The 17311-nt window shown below is 44.9% G+C and carries 16 protein-coding genes; all 16 read right to left on the minus strand.

The genetic code is table 11. The annotated features are described in order from the left end of the window. Nucleotides 1–225: 225 nt before the first annotated feature. Genes O6R05_RS04350 through leuS form a run of 16 tightly spaced genes read right to left on the minus strand, consistent with a single transcriptional unit; the run spans nucleotide 226 to nucleotide 17304 of the window. Nucleotides 226–849, minus strand: coding sequence for a thiamine diphosphokinase (locus O6R05_RS04350; protein ID WP_271190779.1), 624 nt, complete (start codon nucleotides 847–849; stop codon nucleotides 226–228). Next, nucleotides 846–1493, minus strand: coding sequence for a ribulose-phosphate 3-epimerase (gene rpe, locus O6R05_RS04355; protein ID WP_271190780.1), 648 nt, complete (start codon nucleotides 1491–1493; stop codon nucleotides 846–848). Before rpe ends, O6R05_RS04350 begins: the two co-directional genes overlap by 4 nt. Next, on the minus strand, nucleotides 1490–2344 hold the full coding sequence (rsgA, locus tag O6R05_RS04360; protein WP_271190781.1) for a ribosome small subunit-dependent GTPase A: 855 nt from the start codon (nucleotides 2342–2344) through the stop codon (nucleotides 1490–1492). Before rsgA ends, rpe begins: the two co-directional genes overlap by 4 nt. A gap of 9 nt (nucleotides 2345–2353) precedes the next feature. Beyond that, on the minus strand, nucleotides 2354–4348 hold the full coding sequence (gene pknB, locus O6R05_RS04365) for a Stk1 family PASTA domain-containing Ser/Thr kinase (RefSeq protein WP_271190782.1): 1995 nt from the start codon (nucleotides 4346–4348) through the stop codon (nucleotides 2354–2356). Between the two features lie 7 nt (nucleotides 4349–4355). Beyond that, complete coding sequence (locus tag O6R05_RS04370) at nucleotides 4356–5069, minus strand: Stp1/IreP family PP2C-type Ser/Thr phosphatase (RefSeq protein WP_271190783.1); 714 nt, start codon at nucleotides 5067–5069, stop codon at nucleotides 4356–4358. Beyond that, the gene (rlmN, locus tag O6R05_RS04375; protein WP_271190784.1) at nucleotides 5066–6085 is read right to left on the minus strand and encodes a 23S rRNA (adenine(2503)-C(2))-methyltransferase RlmN; all 1020 of its coding nucleotides are present in this window, start codon (nucleotides 6083–6085) and stop codon (nucleotides 5066–5068) included. Before rlmN ends, O6R05_RS04370 begins: the two co-directional genes overlap by 4 nt. Continuing rightward, nucleotides 6082–7386 (minus strand): 16S rRNA (cytosine(967)-C(5))-methyltransferase RsmB, encoded by a 1305-nt coding sequence (rsmB, locus tag O6R05_RS04380; protein WP_271190785.1) that lies wholly within the window; start codon nucleotides 7384–7386, stop codon nucleotides 6082–6084. Before rsmB ends, rlmN begins: the two co-directional genes overlap by 4 nt. A gap of 1 nt (nucleotide 7387) precedes the next feature. Next, a complete protein-coding gene (locus tag O6R05_RS04385) occupies nucleotides 7388–8062 on the minus strand; it encodes a zinc metallopeptidase (protein ID WP_271190786.1) in 675 nt (224 codons plus the stop codon). Beyond that, complete coding sequence (fmt, locus tag O6R05_RS04390) at nucleotides 8055–8969, minus strand: methionyl-tRNA formyltransferase (RefSeq protein WP_271190787.1); 915 nt, start codon at nucleotides 8967–8969, stop codon at nucleotides 8055–8057. The genes O6R05_RS04385 and fmt overlap by 8 nt, the downstream gene beginning before the upstream one ends. Beyond that, a complete protein-coding gene (def, locus tag O6R05_RS04395) occupies nucleotides 8966–9442 on the minus strand; it encodes a peptide deformylase (protein WP_271190788.1) in 477 nt (158 codons plus the stop codon). Before def ends, fmt begins: the two co-directional genes overlap by 4 nt. 12 nt (nucleotides 9443–9454) lie before the next feature. Beyond that, complete coding sequence (priA, locus tag O6R05_RS04400; RefSeq protein ID WP_271190789.1) at nucleotides 9455–11779, minus strand: replication restart helicase PriA; 2325 nt, start codon at nucleotides 11777–11779, stop codon at nucleotides 9455–9457. Nucleotides 11780–11806: 27 nt separating this feature from the next. Next, entirely contained in the window at nucleotides 11807–13006 is a 1200-nt protein-coding gene (coaBC, locus tag O6R05_RS04405; protein ID WP_271190790.1) for a bifunctional phosphopantothenoylcysteine decarboxylase/phosphopantothenate--cysteine ligase CoaBC, read from the minus strand. After that, nucleotides 12996–13325 carry a DNA-directed RNA polymerase subunit omega gene (rpoZ, locus tag O6R05_RS04410; protein ID WP_271190791.1) on the minus strand — a complete coding sequence of 110 codons (330 nt, stop codon included), beginning with the start codon at nucleotides 13323–13325 and terminating at the stop codon, nucleotides 12996–12998. The genes coaBC and rpoZ overlap by 11 nt, the downstream gene beginning before the upstream one ends. Beyond that, a complete protein-coding gene (gmk, locus tag O6R05_RS04415; RefSeq protein WP_271190792.1) occupies nucleotides 13322–13942 on the minus strand; it encodes a guanylate kinase in 621 nt (206 codons plus the stop codon). The genes rpoZ and gmk overlap by 4 nt, the downstream gene beginning before the upstream one ends. Nucleotides 13943–13959: 17 nt before the next feature. Continuing rightward, nucleotides 13960–14841, minus strand: coding sequence for a YicC/YloC family endoribonuclease (locus tag O6R05_RS04420; protein ID WP_271190793.1), 882 nt, complete (start codon nucleotides 14839–14841; stop codon nucleotides 13960–13962). A 51-nt stretch (nucleotides 14842–14892) separates the two neighbouring features. Continuing rightward, on the minus strand, nucleotides 14893–17304 hold the full coding sequence (leuS, locus tag O6R05_RS04425; protein WP_271190794.1) for a leucine--tRNA ligase: 2412 nt from the start codon (nucleotides 17302–17304) through the stop codon (nucleotides 14893–14895). Nucleotides 17305–17311 lie beyond the last annotated feature (7 nt).

Here is a 17311-nt window from a genome sequence, read left to right on the forward strand (position 1 = left end):
TTCCCTTTCATTATATTTCAATTTTTTAGCCATGACCATATTGAACTTGAGGGGCAGTTTGAATTTGCTTCACTTGTCATTGTCCAGCGTTTAAAACCCCTGATAATTTATCCCTATCTTAATCAGCCCTGTGTATCTAAGAGTCGGCGATAAAAGGGCAAATAAAAAGGTCTAAGACGTAGATATTGACTACCACATCTTAAACCTTTTATTGTCACGAAGGGATCAGTCGTTGGACTGAATAATGAACCCGGCCCCTGAATGCACAGTGATAACCCCTTCTTCCATGCAGATCTCATTACTTACTCCACGCATTTCACAAGACTTTATGCTCAAGTGATCCGTTTCATACTTCATGCCGTCGGTTGAATAAGTGAGACTTTGAGTTAGGGCTACAACGCTAATGTATTGATAAGCTGACTTTGAAAACGTGTACCGCCCCGGCTCGACATAGCGGATGGTATTGTGATCGTCCACCAGAGTCACCTTTCCCGGCCCATACTGACTCATACTAAATAGATTCCCTAAAGTGTGATCCATGCGGGTGCCGGTTGCAGCCAAGAGCACAATGTTATCGCAGTTTTCAAAAGCAAGCGCCAGTGCTGCTTCGGTGTCGGTAAAATTCTTCTCAGGTTTATAGGTTCTGCTTGGAATACGGTGCGCTGCAACAAAAGCTTTTCCCATGTCGTCAATGGAATCAAAATCGCCGACAATAAGATCTGGCACTAAATCTGTGCCATAAAAATTTTTAATCCCACCGTCACAGCATATCACGTAGGCATCTTCACAGTAACGACGAAGAAGATCCTTTTTGACAGCACGTCCCCCTGAAACGACAAGTCCTTTCATGGTCTCAGCTCACGAAATTGTTTCAGTGCATCCAAAGGATCGGTAGCTCCGAAGATAGCTGAGCCTGCTACAATAATATCGGCGCCGGCATCGTAAACAGCCTGAGCATTATTCAACTTAATCCCGCCATCTACTTCCAAGAGACAGGAAGGATTCTTCTCATCAATGAGCTTTCGAACAGCCTTAATTTTATCCAAAGCCGTCGTGATAAAGGACTGACCGCCGAAACCGGGATTCACACTCATAATTAAAATCAAATCCAAATCTTGAATCGTATAGTTCAACACATCCAGAGATTCTGCCGGATTGATGGCAATACCTGCCTTAATGCCCTTTGCTTTAATCGCTTGGAGGGTACGGCTCAGGTGGGCGGTTGTCTGTGGGTGAACCGTCAGGATATCTGCGCCGGCATCGAAAAAGACATTGATATACTGCTCCGGATGTTCAATCATGAGATGCACATCAAAGGGAATAGTGCTAAGCTTTCGCAAATCCTTTACAATATCCGGCCCAAAGCTGATGTTAGGCACATAATTGCCATCCATAATATCCACATGGACATAATCGGCAGGTCCTTCATTTAAGACATCAAAATTCTGCTTCATGTTGGAAAAATCACATGAAAGAATGGATGGTGCTATCATTTTCGCTCCTCATCTGATAATTCATTGTAGATTTGTAAATATGTGTCGTAGCGTTCTTCCGAAATCATCCCTGCCATAACCGCCTCTTTCACAGCACAATCCGGCTCGTGAATATGCTTACAGTCCATAAATCGACAGCCTTCCTTGTATTTTCTAAACTCTCGGTAATAGTTGTGCAGATCGGCGGGGCCAATATCCAGCTTCATACTGGAAAAACCTGGTGTGTCAAAGATAAAGGTTGCGTCACTTCCGGAGAAAATCTCCACATGACGAGTAGTGTGCACCCCTCGCCGTGTCTTTTCCGACACCCCGCCTACTTTAATCTCCTTACCTAAGAGATTGGAGATAATAGTCGACTTGCCCGCTGCAGAGACCCCCGAGAGAGCTGTCGTTTTGCCGCGTACATATTCTCTGAGCAGATCAATGGTAAAAGTGTACTTGTAAGATATGAGGAAGGTTTTAAAGCCTGCCCCCCGATAGATTTTAAGCAGGTGTTCAGCGCTGTCCTTATCTAAGTCATATTTGTTAATCGCAATAAGAATATCCACCTCATCTTCATAAGATGCAATAACCTTATCTACCAAGTTTAAATTATACTGAGGGTCCTTAGTTGGGATCACCACCAGCACCTGATCTACGTTGGCAACCTGAGGACGTTTTAATACATTGTGTCGAGGAAGCACTTCAGTGATGTAGCCCAGATCATTTTCCATACGAAAGACCACATTGTCACCTACAATAGGTTTAATAGCTTCATTTCTAAAGTTGCCTCGGGCCCTGGCAGTATATTCTATGTCCTCGGAGAGTACCGTATAGAAACCGCCTGTCAGCTTTATGATTTTTCCTTCCATAGCCTCTCCCTATTTAATCACTTCATCCCTAACAGTGGTACCATCAAGAATGACTTCAATCCTGTCGCCGGATTTAGCATAGTCGAGATTTTGCACAAAGTCATCCGTTAAGTTTTGATAGTCAGCCAAAGTATACTCTTTACCGTCTTTTGTGTAACGTTTGATGACAAGAGAATGTGATTCATCATCATCCGGGATATCCACGCGTACCTGGCTCATGCTCGGTCTGTCGTCCTGTGTTTCCGATTCATCGGTACTGCTTTCCGTTTGCGGTCCTTTGCTCACAAAAAGTTCAATGGTGGTACCGGCTTTTTGCACGCCTTTCGGATTGTAATCGGTCACATCCCCCACGTCGACTTTTGAAGAGTTCACTTCAGTAATTTTCACTTCAAAGCCCAGTCGTTCCAAAGTCTTTTTTGCATCATCGCCGTTGATACCCACAGTATTAACGACTTCTTCAGGTTCGGCTTCCTCTTCACCCTTAGAAATGATCAACACAACTTTACTTCCCTTTTCCACGTCTCGACCGGCTTCCGGCTCCTGACGAATAATGAAATCTTCTTCCACTTCTGTAGACGCTTCATTTTGAATATCGCCAATGACGAGTCCGGCACTCTTCAGTAAACTTTCAGCCTGTTCTAAATTCTTGCCAGCCAAGTTCGGCATTTCGACGGTGTTGATGATACGGTTAATGGTGACTTTCACCGTGTCACCTTGCTTTAACTGCTCGCCTGCCTTTGGTATTTGATCCAATATTTCCCTATCATCATAGTCCGAATTCTCTTCGGTAGCGCTCACTTCAAGGACCAAACCAAGTTTTTCCAATTCAGCTTTCGCATCTTCATCAGTTTTACCAATGATTTCAGGTACTTTCACAACTTGATCTGTCGCCGATATATCGTCGCCACTTGATTTTAAAGCATTCGGTACGACTACAATGATAAGAAAGATAAGCAAAACAGCGCACAAAATACCCAAGATACTCGGTAAAGCAGATTTTCCACGCTTAGTACTCTTTGCATTTCGAGCACTGCGTTCAACATGCTTCGCCTCCATATGACGATTGCCTCGACGCACAACTCGTTTGTCAGTAGCGTCAAAGGCGGAAGTCCCAGCAGCAACGCCTGCATAGCGAAAGTCCGGTGAACTTTCTGTTTTAAACGAAGGATCCGTCCGTCCCAGTTGAATGGATTTAATATCTTTTAAAAGTTCACTGACATCATTGTAGCGATCATCAGGATCCTTTTGCGTCATTTTTGCCACAATAGCATCTGAGGCCGCGGAAATCCCGTGGACAATGCTTGAGGGAACCGGCATATTGCCTTGGACTTGCATAAGCGCTACCGATACAGGATTATCCGCATCAAAAGGCACGCGCCCGGTAAGCATTTCAAAGAGTACAATACCGAGGGAATAGATGTCAGAACGATGGTCAATCTTAGCCCCTCTCGCCTGTTCAGGTGAAAAATAGTGAACGGAACCCATGATGGAATTTGTCGCCGTCATCGTGGCATTATCTGCCACACGAGCAATCCCGAAATCTGTCACCTTAACAATGTAGTCCTTGGTGACCATAATGTTTTGGCTTTTAATATCTCTGTGAATAATTCCCTTGTTGTGAGCCATGCGCAGTGCTTCAGTCATTTGAGCCAGGAAATTAAGGGCTCTTTTTTCAGGAATATGTCCTTCATCGGCAATCAGTTCTTTTAACGTTTTGCCGTCGATATATTCCATGACAATATAATGCACTTTATCGTCATCGACATCTTCTGTCCCCACATCATAAATACTTACAATGTTCGGGTGCGAGATACTTGCCGCAGCCAGAGACTCTCGGCGAAATTTCCGTATGAAGTTGTTGTCGTCATTGTACTCTGCTTTTAGAACCTTCACGGCGACGATACGGTCCAACTTATGGTCATGAGCCTTATAGACATCCCCCATACCGCCGGTGCCAATTTTTTCTAAAATTTCGTATCGATTTCCAAGTAATTTACTGATCATAGCCCACCTACTTCAAATCTATAATAATAAAGGTTATATTGTCCAATCCGCCACTGTCCAGTGCCAATTGCAACAGTTCGTTCGCCGCACTGTCCGAGTCTTTCTCCAAGAGAATGGAAAGAATCTCATCACCGACCATATTGCTCAGCCCGTCACTACAAAGAAGCAGTTTGTCAATAGACTGCTCTTTCCAATCGAGATGTTGCACCGCAACATTCAGCGATGCGGTGGTCCCCAATGCGCGAGTGATGATGTTTTTCTTCGGATGATTTTGGGCTTCTTCTTTGGTAATTTCTCCAATCGTCACCAAGTAATTGACATAAGAGTCATCCACAGTCAGCTGTTTAAATTCAGCACCTTTACTGTAAATACGGCTGTCGCCCACATTGGTAAAATACAGCACGTCATCTTTAACATATACAAGACTCAGGGTCGTTCCCATGCCTCGTTTGGACAAATCCGCTACAGACAGGTCGTAGACTTTTTTATTGGCTGCCTCCACTGCATTCTGGATATCACCACTTAGCTCTACAGGCTGACTAAAATCAGAACTGAGAGCTTCCTCTATGACGGTGACAGCTGTTTGTGATGCAATTTCACCGGCCAGATGACCACCCATACCGTCTGCCACAATATATAAGGGCGAATGTTCTGTAGCATAGTAATAATCTTCGTTGATTTCACGAACATTGCCTATATGATGTTTGACAACAAACTTCATAATATGCCTCCTTCAAAGTTACGGCGAAGTTGGCCGCACGATGCACTGATGTCACTGCCCAGTTCTCTACGAATGGTGACTTCAGCGCCCAATCGTTCCAATTCTTTTTTAAAGGATTGAATCGCCTCAGCCGTCGAGCGGCCCTTATCATACTCTTCAATGGCGTTGAGTGGAATGAGATTGATGTGTGCACGGAGGCCTTTGAGCAAGCTGTATAATGCAACAGCATGGTCTCGAGTGTCATTTTCGCCGGCAATAAGAGTATATTCAAAAGTGATTCGACTGGACGTCGCTTCACTATACCTCTTAGCCGCAGCGATAAGCTCTTCCAAGTTGTACTTACGGTTAATAGGCATAATGTCCGACCTCAAGTCGTTGTAAGGTGAGTGAAGGGAAATGGCCAAAGTAATTGGGAGTCCTTCCCGAGCCAACTTATCAATACCGTCCACCACGCCGCAAGTCGACAGCGTCATATTCCGATAACTGGTGTGATGCCCTTGCGGATGATGGAGCAGTTTTAAAAACTTAAGGACATTGTCATAATTGTCCATCGGTTCGCCACTGCCCATGAGAATCACATTACTCACCTTAATGTGATAGGCAGCTTCCACTGTATAGACTTGACGGAGCATTTCTGCCGACGTCAAATTGCGTACTAAACCTTTCTTAGTTGATGCACAAAAGACACAACCCATGCGGCATCCCACTTGGGTTGAAATACACTGTGAGTAGCCATGCTTATAATGCATCAACACCCCTTCGATCAAGTTGCCGTCGTTCAGCTCGAAAAGAAACTTCTTAGTATCGTCCAGTTTGGATACATAGGTGCGAAAGATCTTCGCATCATCCACCCTCGGAATCTGATTGATAAAATTTTTCGGCAGATTTGAATGTTCCAAATCCACACGGCCACTCTTATTGAAAAAGGTAAAGAGCTGCTTGCCTCGAAACTTTTTTTCACCATGTGCCTCGGCATAGGCCTCCAATTCCTCCGGTGTTAAATTGTTTATGCTCATCGAACACGCACCAACTTTGTCATACTAAATCCATCGGTCCCATCCCGATGCGGATAGAGTTTGTAGGTCATCGCTCCTTCAATCGGCATTACTACAAACTGTGGGTTGTCATTAAGAAATGCTTCGACGACCGCTTCATTTTCTTCAGTCGTCATCGTGCAAGTAGTGTAGAGAATTTCTCCATTTATTCTAACATATTTGGCAGCATTAGATAGTAAGCGGCTTTGAATCTTTGATAAACCTTTAATATCTTCCGGTGTCCGATTGAATTTTATTTCCGGCTTTCTTCGAATCAGTCCAAGCCCTGAACACGGCGCATCCAATAACACAAGGTCAAAGCGATTTTTGAAATGCTCATTATAAATTTCTCCATTGCCTAAGAAGACCCTGTCGGAATTCAAACCCATGCGCTTCAAGTTGGATTTAAGGCGCTCCACTTTATTTTTCGAGACATCGCCGCTGTAAATTTGAGCGTCAGGATAACAAAGCTGGGTGGCAATCGTCTTGCCTCCCGGTGCTGCACACATATCGAGAACTTTCTTCGGCGGATCCGCCTTTTCCGCCACCAGCATTGAAGCTTCGTCCTGTACATAAAAATAACCTTTATTAAACAAGTCCGTTTCAAACAATCCGGCTGCTTCCGGCACACGAAGTCCAAACGCGGAACGTTGTGTCGGCTCGGTTTTAAAACCGGAGGTCGCTAACAACTTTGCCAACGCCTCCCTAGAAATTTTATTGGTGTTCACTCGAATGCATACTTCCGGTTTCTGATTGTTGGCTCGAAGGAGCGCTTCGACAAATTCGACATCGTGATCGTTTAAAAAATATTCAACCCACGTCACAGGATGTGAAGTTTGAATGGACAGCCGATCCACTAAAGACAAATCGTCCGTATAAAATTCTGAAGCTACAATGGCATCTTTATCTCTAACTATGGCTCGCAGCACAGCATTCGTAAATCCAACACTGCCTTTGTTGCCATAGCGTTTGGCAAGCTTGACACCTTCGTCGACCACCGCATGATCTGGCACGCCGTCTAAGAAAAACAGTTGATAGACACTCAGCATGAGGATATTGAGAATCATCGGGTGAATTTTTTTTAGTCGTAGTGAAGAATGCTTGCGAATCACATTGGTGAGAAGAAGCTTATTTTGCACCACGCCGGTTGCAATGGCAACTGTGAGGTGATAGTCAGAACTGCTCATATCACGTTTCGCTATAGCTAACTGTTCATTTAAAAAAGCGCCTTTATTTAAGACGTCGTCAATAATTAAAAGCGCTTTATGTCTGGTGTCTTTCATATTATCTATCCCTTGAAATAGCAAGTAGTCTGAGAAGTTGTGCGATAGCCATCACAGTCGAGGCCACATAGGTCATAGCTGCAGCTGATAACACTTGACGTGAACCGGCCAAGGCATCCCTATCCATCACATAGGCCAGCTCTTCCTGTGCACGTTTGGACGCATTGAGTTCCACAGGTAAGGTGACAATGGTAAAAAGCACAGCTATAGCGAAGAGGGCAATACCCAATTGTACCAGCACCCGCGAGAATACCAATCCCATAATCACGAGAAAAATCCCAAAATTAGACCCGAGATTCGCTGCAGGGATGAGTAAGCTTCGTAGCCCAAGAGGTTTGTAACCTTCGCTGTGCTGAATCGCATGACCCACTTCGTGGGCGGCAATGCCTAAAGACGCTACACTGCTTCCCTGATAGACTTGCGGCGACAAATTTAGACGCCGCGTCGAAGGGTCATAGTGATCGGTGAGTGTTCCTTGAACACTTCCAATCGTCACATCGTAAAGACCGTGGCGATTTAGAATGTCGCGCGCCACTTCTGCGCCGCTCTTTCCAGTTCGAGAATCTATTTTGCTGTACTTGGCATACGTACTTTTGACTTTAAATTGGGCCCAAAATAATAGCAGTAATGCCGGCACGACATAGATAAAGTACGTTGAGTAATAACCGTTATACATGGTTCCCTCCTATAAGCGTTTCATCCAGTTGATGACCCCGGAGAAATGCAGCGCTGTCCATTTCTTTTTTACCGGGCATTTGAAGCCTGTCAATGACAACTGTGCCCTTTCCGGTTTGCAGTTTAAGCTCTGAAGTCAAAGTCCCTACTGGCTTATGAATGTCCTCATCGACGTGAGCAGCAAAAAGCTTCACCCGCTTGTCCCCTAAGCTTAGGTAGGCGCCCCCGCGATGGGACAAGCCACGAATTAAATTCACAATGGATTGGGCACCGGCAGATACATCAATACTTCCCGTTTGAGGTGTAATCTTGTCAGCATAGGTGAAATCTTCTCCTTGCGGTGTGAAATGTGCTCGACCGGCTTCTAAAGCTTCTAAAAATTCTAAAATAGCAACAGCCCCCAACTCCGAAAGTGCTTTAGTAAGCGAACGCCCGTCATGCGATGTGATGTCTAAAGTCTTGACAAGCGCCACATCCCCAGTATCCAATCCCGCGTCCATTTTCATAATACTCACACCTGTACATGTATCGCCTTGTATCAGAGCGCGTTCAATAGGTGCCGCGCCCCGCAGTTTAGGAAGCAGCGACCCATGAATGTTGAAACATCCCAAAGGTGTCAGCTCCAAAAGTGTCGGCTTTAAAATTTGACCGTAAGCCACCACTACCATGGCATCAGCTCCAACCTGTCGAAAGACATCCAGACTTTCATCGCTGTTCACATCTTCCGGTTGATAGACATCGATGCCTAACTCCAAAGCCTTGACCTTCACCTCAGAAGGTTTTAAGGCCTTGCCACGACCTCGTCGCCGATCGACCTGGGTGACGACAAGAGCCACATCATGTTTAGATGCCAGCGCTTCAAGAGGTTGTACCGCAAACTCCGGCGTTCCCATAAAAATTAATTTCATTGGTCTTGTCCTGAATCATCAATATAGACGACATCTTGCGCCTTATCGGTATAGAGAATGCCGTCCAAATGATCCATTTCATGTTGAATAATTCGAGCGACAAAATCCTCAGCTTCCAAGACGTCGTTTTCCATGGTGTCATTCATAAACTTCACTTTGACCTTTTGGAAGCGATGCACTTGACCTTGACGCCGAGGCACGCTCAGACAGCCTTCAACGCCCAACTCATCACCTTCCGATGCAATAAGCTCCGGATTGATAAGGTGAAATTTGTGACCTTCCCTGTCATCAATAACAAGCAGTCGCTTCAATTTACCCACTTGCACCGCCGCGAGGCCTACCCCGTCAGCAGCATACATGGTCTCATACATATCCTCGATAAGCTCTTTGATACGCTCGTCCACTTGCGTTACCGGACGAGAAGTCCGACGTAACATAGGATCATCATCCGTGCGAATTTTTAATATTGCCATACTACTCCTTTGTTATTGCTTAAAATCTATCTGTAAATAGGTATTGTTTTTTACATAATCTTTACTTTCTTCTAATACCCTATTTAAAACCTCTAGTAACTTGCTTCGGTCTCGAGGCGCCACTTTAAGGGTAAATTTTGCCCGATACACGTTATTGATTTTAGGTAAAGTAATGATCCTGGAATGCTGAACCTGAAAATCTTTAATCTCTTCACCGATCTTCTCAAGGCTTACCTCAGCAAGAGACTGAACACGATCCATGGTGTCGCCTTTGAACTCAAGATTGATAATTTCAACAAACGGAGGATAATGAAAGGCTTTTCTTTGTTGAATCTCCTCCTCATAAAAGCCTATGTAATCGTGATTCTTCGCATAGGTGATGGCATAATTCTCGGGAGTGTAGGTCTGGATAATGACATTGCCCCGCATAATGCCGCGCCCGGCTCGCCCTGCTACTTGCGTGAGCAGATCAAAAGTTACTTCCTCCGCCTTATAGTCGGCAATGTTAAGTGACAGATCCGCCGCGATGACGCCTACCAAAAGCACGTTTTTAAAATCCAAACCCTTGGCAAGCATTTGTGTGCCGATGAGGATATCCCCCTCACCATGTTTCATCATGTCATAGACTCTGTCGTAAGCGTCCTTTTCGTAAGTCGAGTCTCTATCCATCCGTATAATTTTTTTATCTGGATAGAGTTTGCGACAAACTTCTTCCACTTGCTGTGTCCCTACGCCAAATTGTTTGATATAAGAACTACCACAGACCGGACAGACTTTCGGGATGGGTTTGGTTGCGCCGCAGTAGTGACACCGAAGTCGCCCCATAGACTTATGTACGGTCATGGAGATGTCACAATTATCACAGTTGATGACATGACCGCACTGCCGACAGGAAATAAAGTTGGAAAAGCCTCGTCGATTTAAAAATAAGATTGCCTGGGCACCTTTTGCCATCGTAGCATCCAAGGCCTGCTGCAGCTGAGCACTAAAAATAGATGTATTCCCTTGAATCAACTCGCTGCGCATATCTACAATGTACGTTTCCGGTTCCTGAGCTCCTGCAACGGCCCGACGTTTCAATTCAAAGACATCGATAGTACCTTGTCGAACGCCATAATAAGTCGACACATCCGGAGTCGCCGACCCCAATACCACTTTGCCGTTATTTTGTCTCATACGGTAAGCCGCCACATCAAAGGTATCGTATCGCAATGCGTTATGAAAGCGGTAGGAGTTATCATGTTCTTCATCAATGATAATCATCTTTAAATTTTCAAAAGGTGCAAACACACAGGATCGAACGCCAATGGCGATAGCTACCTCACCATTTTTTATCTTTCGCCAGGCGTCAAATCGCTCACCTCGTGAAAGCTTTGAGTGCAGAATGGCCACATTACCTTCAAAACGCCCTTTAAAGCGCTCAATCATCTGAGGGGTAAGGCCAATTTCAGGCACCAGTACAACGACTTGTCCCCCTTCTTTTATCACCGTCTGCGCAAGCTTAAGATAAACTTCCGTTTTGCCGCTTCCTGTCTTGCCGTGAAGCAGGCTGATAGGCTTAGTGGATTGTAAAATACCGTAGTAAGCCTGAAGTTGTTCAACATTCAGCCTATGCCCCGAAGTCGGTATGAAAGTCGAAACTGTCCTGTCGACTTCCTCCTCAGACTTAACCACAATCCCTTTTTTAACTAAAGTATTCAGCGGTGATGAGGAGAGACCAAGTCGGGATAAAATATCCTTTTGCGTTCCTTTGCTGTGAGCAGTGAGAAACTTCACCACGTCCATCTGCTTATCCGTAAGTTTTTTGGACTGCTGAAGCATCTTCAAATAATCCGGTGCCAGATGGTAGAGTGTTTCGGTCTTGACTTTACCGATCGTCTCTATGCTGACTTGTTCCTTGATCAATCCCCGTTTTGCATAGTCTTCAATAATTTCAGGTGCCAGATTCTTCAGTTCTCTTGTGTCCGATTCGATCAGTTGTCGTCCCGCACCAGTGAGCACCCACGACTTTTTTACCTGTTTGATATCCCCCGGCGGCAACAATGGTGCAAAACTTTGATTGAAGCTTGTCAGATAGTAGTCGTGCATAAAAAATCCAAGTTCCAGCAAATCTTCCGTGACGATAGGTTCCCGATCTAAAACCTGCCGAATAGCTTTTAGCGGTTTGCCTTCGGTTTTGTGTGCAGTGCTCACCACCAAAGCAATTTGTGTGGCATTTCCTCGTCCAAAAGGTACCACAACCCGTACTCCCAAAGGCAATTGCAACTCTGATTCGTAAGTATATAAGCTGTCAAAACTCGACGCCGCATTTTTTATAAAGACATTGTAGTAATACATACGTCCTCCATAAAAAAAAGCAAGAACTTATCTTGCTTTTAAAATCTCCAGAGTCTGATCTAAGATGTGCTCGGCAAGTTCTTCTTTACTCATAGTTCCCGGTTCATCCACCGCGCCGTCAGCATGAAGAATGGTGACAGTATTCACATCTTTCTGAAATCCGGCATTGGCCGCTGTGATATTGTTAATCACAATCATATCCAAGTGTTTTTTCTCAAGCTTACCTCGACCGAATGCTATCTCATTTTGCGACTCGGCGGCAAAGCCCACCAGCACTTGATCGGTTTTCTTAGCGCCAAAGTGCTTGGCAATGTCAGGATTTTTTACCAATTGCAGCGACGACATATCCGAATCCTTCTTCACTTTCTGAGCGCTGTATGAAGCAGGCTTAAAGTCCGCCGGTGCAGCCGCTTTGATCAGCACATCCGTCTCATCAAAATACGCACCAACGGCATCAAACATATCTTGAGTCGTCACCACAGGCACAAAATTGACATATGCCGGCGCGCTTAACGCCGTAGGACCGGAGATAAGATTGACTTTTGCACCTCGTTTTGCCGCCGCAGTAGCGAGATGATAGCCCATCTTGCCGCTGGAATGATTGGTGAGATAGCGGACAGGATCAACAGCTTCCTGAGTAGGACCCGCTGTCACGGTGACTATATATTCAGCCAAATCTTTCTCTCTCAAATGAAAATCAATAAGATCCACAATCTCTGCCGGCTCCAACATTTTGCCGCTGCCTACATCATTGCATGCAAGAAGATCTCGTTGCGTATCGGTAACAATGACGCCACGTTCTTTCAAAGTCGCCATATTCTGCCGATTCGCCGGACTCTCAAGCATAAACGTATTCATCGCGGGCACAACCATTACCTTGGAGCGAGATGCCTGCAGTACTGTACTCAGCAAGTTGTCCGCAATGCCATATGCAAACTTTGCAATAGTATTTTCAGTTGCGGGAGCGATGACGATCATGTCGGCCCACTTAGCCAGCGCGATATGTTCTACGTCCATATGATCCATAGCTTTGAACATGTCGCAGTGTACGGCATTGGCAGACATGGTTTGGAAGGTCAGCGGCGTGACAAACTGCGTTGCCCCTTCCGTCATCACGACCTTCACCTCAGCTCCCTGTTTTTTTAGTAATGAGACAATGCTTGGACTCTTATAAGCCGCAATCCCGCCGGTAACACCGAGGAGAATTTTTTTCCCTTTAAGCTTCACTGATGATGTCCTCAGTGTCCCAAGGCATTTGTGAAGCTGCAATCATGCGTTCATCACGTTCTTGACGCAAAGCTTCAATTCGCTTCTGACGCTCGGCAGCTATTTTTTCTTCATAGTCTTTGTTGCTCATCGGTTCCCCGAAGGTAATGGCACCTTGAGTGGCCTCGTCAATGGCTATAGAAACCGGCTTTTCTTCTTTGGTGTCAATAAGCGGTGTATTCCCGTCCACAATTTTACGTGCTCGCTTGGAAACCAAAATAACCAAACCATAGCGGGAATTGGTAATTTCTTTTAACTCTTTAAATGAGGGAATGTTCATTCTATTTCTCCCTTCTCCATCATTACTTCTGCTTTAATATCTTTGTGTCGTTTAACTCGAAGCTTTTCAGCCTCGATAATGGTCTCAATGTTATGAACGGCATTTTCTACTTTGTTGTTAACTACAAAATAGTCATATTCGCCTACAAAATCCAACTCTTTAAACGCATTTTTAAACCTGGTGTTAATCTCTTCTTCCGTTTCCGTATCCCGGAGGATAAGCCTGTTTTTCAACTCGGCCATAGTCGGAGGCAACAGGAAAATAAAGACTGCTTCTTTATACCGCTCTTTGACTTGGAGCGCACCTTGGACATCGATTTCCAAAAGTACAATCTCGCCCTTTTCAATTTCATCAAAGACAAATTTCTTCGGCGTACCATAGTAATTGGTATGGACGAAAGCATATTCCAACAATTCATCTTGCTCCACCATGGTTTCAAATTCATCTATAGATGTGAAAAAGTAGTTTTCGCCATTAACTTCGCCTGGCCGCGGCATCCGCGTTGTCACTGAAGTTGAAAAAGAAATATTGTCATTTCGCTTCATCAGAGCTTCACTTACCGTACCTTTACCGCTTCCGGAAGGTCCGGACAGCACCAGTAAAAATCCTTTGGACAAAAGAACACCCCTTTCTATTATTCTATATTTTGAGTTTGCTCGCGGAGCTTTTCAACGATGCTCTTCATCTCCACAACCAAATTTAAACTGTCTGCATCAGAGGTCTTAGATCCGATGGTATTGATCTCTCGATTGAACTCTTGAATTAAAAAGTCCAGCTTCCGCCCTGCAGGTTCTTTAGTTTGTATTATACTATCAAATTGATTTAAATGGGAATAAAGTCGTTGAATTTCTTCATCAATAGCAAGTTTGTCGCTCATGATGGCAAGCTCTGTCGCCAAACGCCCTTCATCCAAAGCCACATCTTTAAGCTCACGCTCTACTCTGTCTTTAAGTGACCTGCGATTGTCTTCAATCACCTGTGGCGCACGTGTCGCCACCTGTTCAATAATTCCTTCCAATGCACTGCGATCGTTTATCATAGATGCTTTGAGATTTTCACCTTCGTTGCGACGCATTTCCAAGAGATTGGTGAGCGCCTCCTCTAAAGCTTGGAAGAGACCTGCTTTATAAATATTTTCATCATCCTCACCTTCCACCAATTCCAACACCCCATCCATTTCTAAAATATCGATAAAGCGAGGGCGTGGCATCGAATGAAACTTTGACTCGTGATAAAAATCTTCAAGAGCGTTCAGATAGGCTTGAGCTAAAGATTTATTAAGCTGTACTGTCGCAGCACACGAAGGATCTTTCTTCAAGTTGATATAGACATCCAGCTTTCCTCGTGCCACTGCACTTTTAATAGCCCTGCGAATACCTTCCTCGAAGGGGAATAGTATATGTGGCAGACGAATATTCACATCAGTAAAGCGATTGTTGACACTTCGAATTTCCACTTTGATACTGTACGTCTCGCCGACAAACTCTCCTCTTCCATAACCTGTCATGCTGTTCATGGCTCACCTCCAGAGTGAAAAGACCTTGTGCGGGACAAGGTCTGTGGATATTTATTTTACAACAATATTATAGATGCGGTTCGGCACATAAATGGCCTTGACCACATGTTTATCCCCTAAGAAGGCTTCAAATTGATCGTTGCTTTGTACTGCCGCTTTAACTGTGTCTTCGTCAGCACCTTTGGCCACAGTCACAGTGAATTTCACTTTGCCGTTAAATTGAACCGGCAACTCAATCGTGTCATCCTGAACTTTTGCCTCATCGTATTGCGGCCATGCGTGTTCATGTAAATAACCGCCTAAGTTATTTTGTTCCCAAAGCTCTTCGGTGATGTGCGGTGCTACAGGATTTAAGAGCATAAGAAACGTTCTGAAGTCTTCCTTGGAAAGCACACCATTGTCGTTAAAGGTGTTGACCAGGCTCATCAGCGTCGCAATCGCCGTATTGGCTTTAAGATTTTCGTAGTCATAAGAGACCTTTTTTATAGCTTTATGAACAGCTTTTTCATTCTCAAGCGTATAGGTATCGCCATCTTTTAAAATACTCTGAAGATTCCACACACGTTCCAGGAAACGGCGAGCGCCTTTCACGCCACTGTCAGACCATGGCGCACCTTTCTCAAAATCACCAATAAACATCTCATACACACGAAGTGTATCTGCACCGTACTGTGCGATAATCTCATCCGGATTGACCACATTGCCTCGTGACTTAGACATCTTTTCTCCATTCTCTCCGAGAATCATGCCGTGAGAGGTCCGCTTTGCATAAGGTTCTTTAGTTGGCACTACTCCAATATCGTAGAGGAACTTGTGCCAAAAACGTGAGTAAAGCAAGTGCAGCGTGGTGTGTTCCATACCGCCGTTGTACCAATCTACAGGCAGCCAGTATGCCATGGCTTCCGGATCTGCAAGAGCCTCATCGTTATGAGGATCAATATAGCGAATAAAATACCATGACGATCCTGCCCACTGCGGCATGGTATCCGTTTCTCGTTTAGCCGGCTTTCCGCATTTTGGACAGGTGGTATTCACCCAATCGGTCATCGATGCAAGAGGACTTTCGCCATCATCGGTAGGTTCGTAGTTTTCCACATCCGGCAACAGCACCGGCAATTCTTCTTCAGGAACGGGCACCCAACCACAATCTTCGCAATACACCAGAGGCATCGGTTCACCCCAGTACCGTTGGCGTGAAAAAACCCAATCTCTGAGCTTAAAGTTCGTCGTTCGCTTCCCGATGTCGTGCGCTTCTACATAGTCGAGCATGGTCTCAATGGCATCTTTGGCTGTCATACCGTTTAAGAAGTCGGAATTAATCATCTTGCCTTCTTCTTTGCCGGTGTACGCACCATCCTCAACGTTGCCTCCATCAATGACAGGAATAATCTCCATGCCAAACTTCGTCGCAAATTCATAATCCCGTTCATCGTGAGCAGGAACAGCCATAATAGCACCTGTGCCATAGCTCATCAACACATAATCTGAAATCCAGACCGGAATGGATCTACCGCTAAGTGGATTGACGGCACGAAGACCTTTTAATTCCACGCCGGTTTTGTCTTTATTCATCTCCGCGCGCTCGAAGTCCGATTTTTTTTGTACCTGCTCAATATAGGCATCAATCTCGTCGATATTTTTAAGACGATCCCGATATTTTTGCACCATAGGGTGTTCCGGCGCAATGACCATGTACGTGGCGCCGAAAACTGTATCAGGACGGGTAGTGAAAACTTCCAGCTTGTCATCAGTACCTTCTAACGCAAATCGCATTTTGGCACCGTGACTTCTTCCAATCCAATTGACCTGCTGAGCCTTTACCCTGTCAATAAAATCTAAATCGTCTAAATCATCGATTAGCTTGTCGGCATACTCTGTGATTTTAAGCATCCACTGGCTCTTCACTTTGTGGACAACTTGTGTGCCACAGCGCTCGCAGGCACCCCCTACCACTTCTTCATTAGAAAGACCGACCTTACAAGATGGACACCAGTTAATCGGCATCTCTGTCTTATATGCTAAGCCGTGTTTAAAAAGTTGTAAGAAAATCCATTGTGTCCATTTATAATAACTTGGATCCGTGGTATTTATTTCCCTCGTCCAGTCAAAAGAAAATCCGATGGATTTCAACTGCTCCTTAAAGTGTGCTACATTTTGCTTGGTAACTTGTTCAGGATGAATCTTATTTTTAATCGCATAGTTTTCAGTTGGCAGACCAAAAGCGTCCCATCCCATTGGAAATAAGACGTTATAACCTTCATAGCGGCGCTTGCGCGCCACAATATCCAGTGCCGTGTAAGGACGGGGATGACCCACGTGAAGACCCTGCCCTGACGGATAAGGAAATTCAATCAGCGCATAGAACGGCTCTTTATCGTAGTCGTTTTTTGTGACATAGGTGCCGTGTTCGTCCCAAAAGGCCTGCCATTTTTTTTCGATCTGATTTGGATGATATGTTTGCATAGTGCCT

This window comes from Peptoniphilus equinus, from assembly GCF_027921445.1.
GTDB lineage: Bacteria > Bacillota > Clostridia > Tissierellales > Peptoniphilaceae > Peptoniphilus > Peptoniphilus equinus.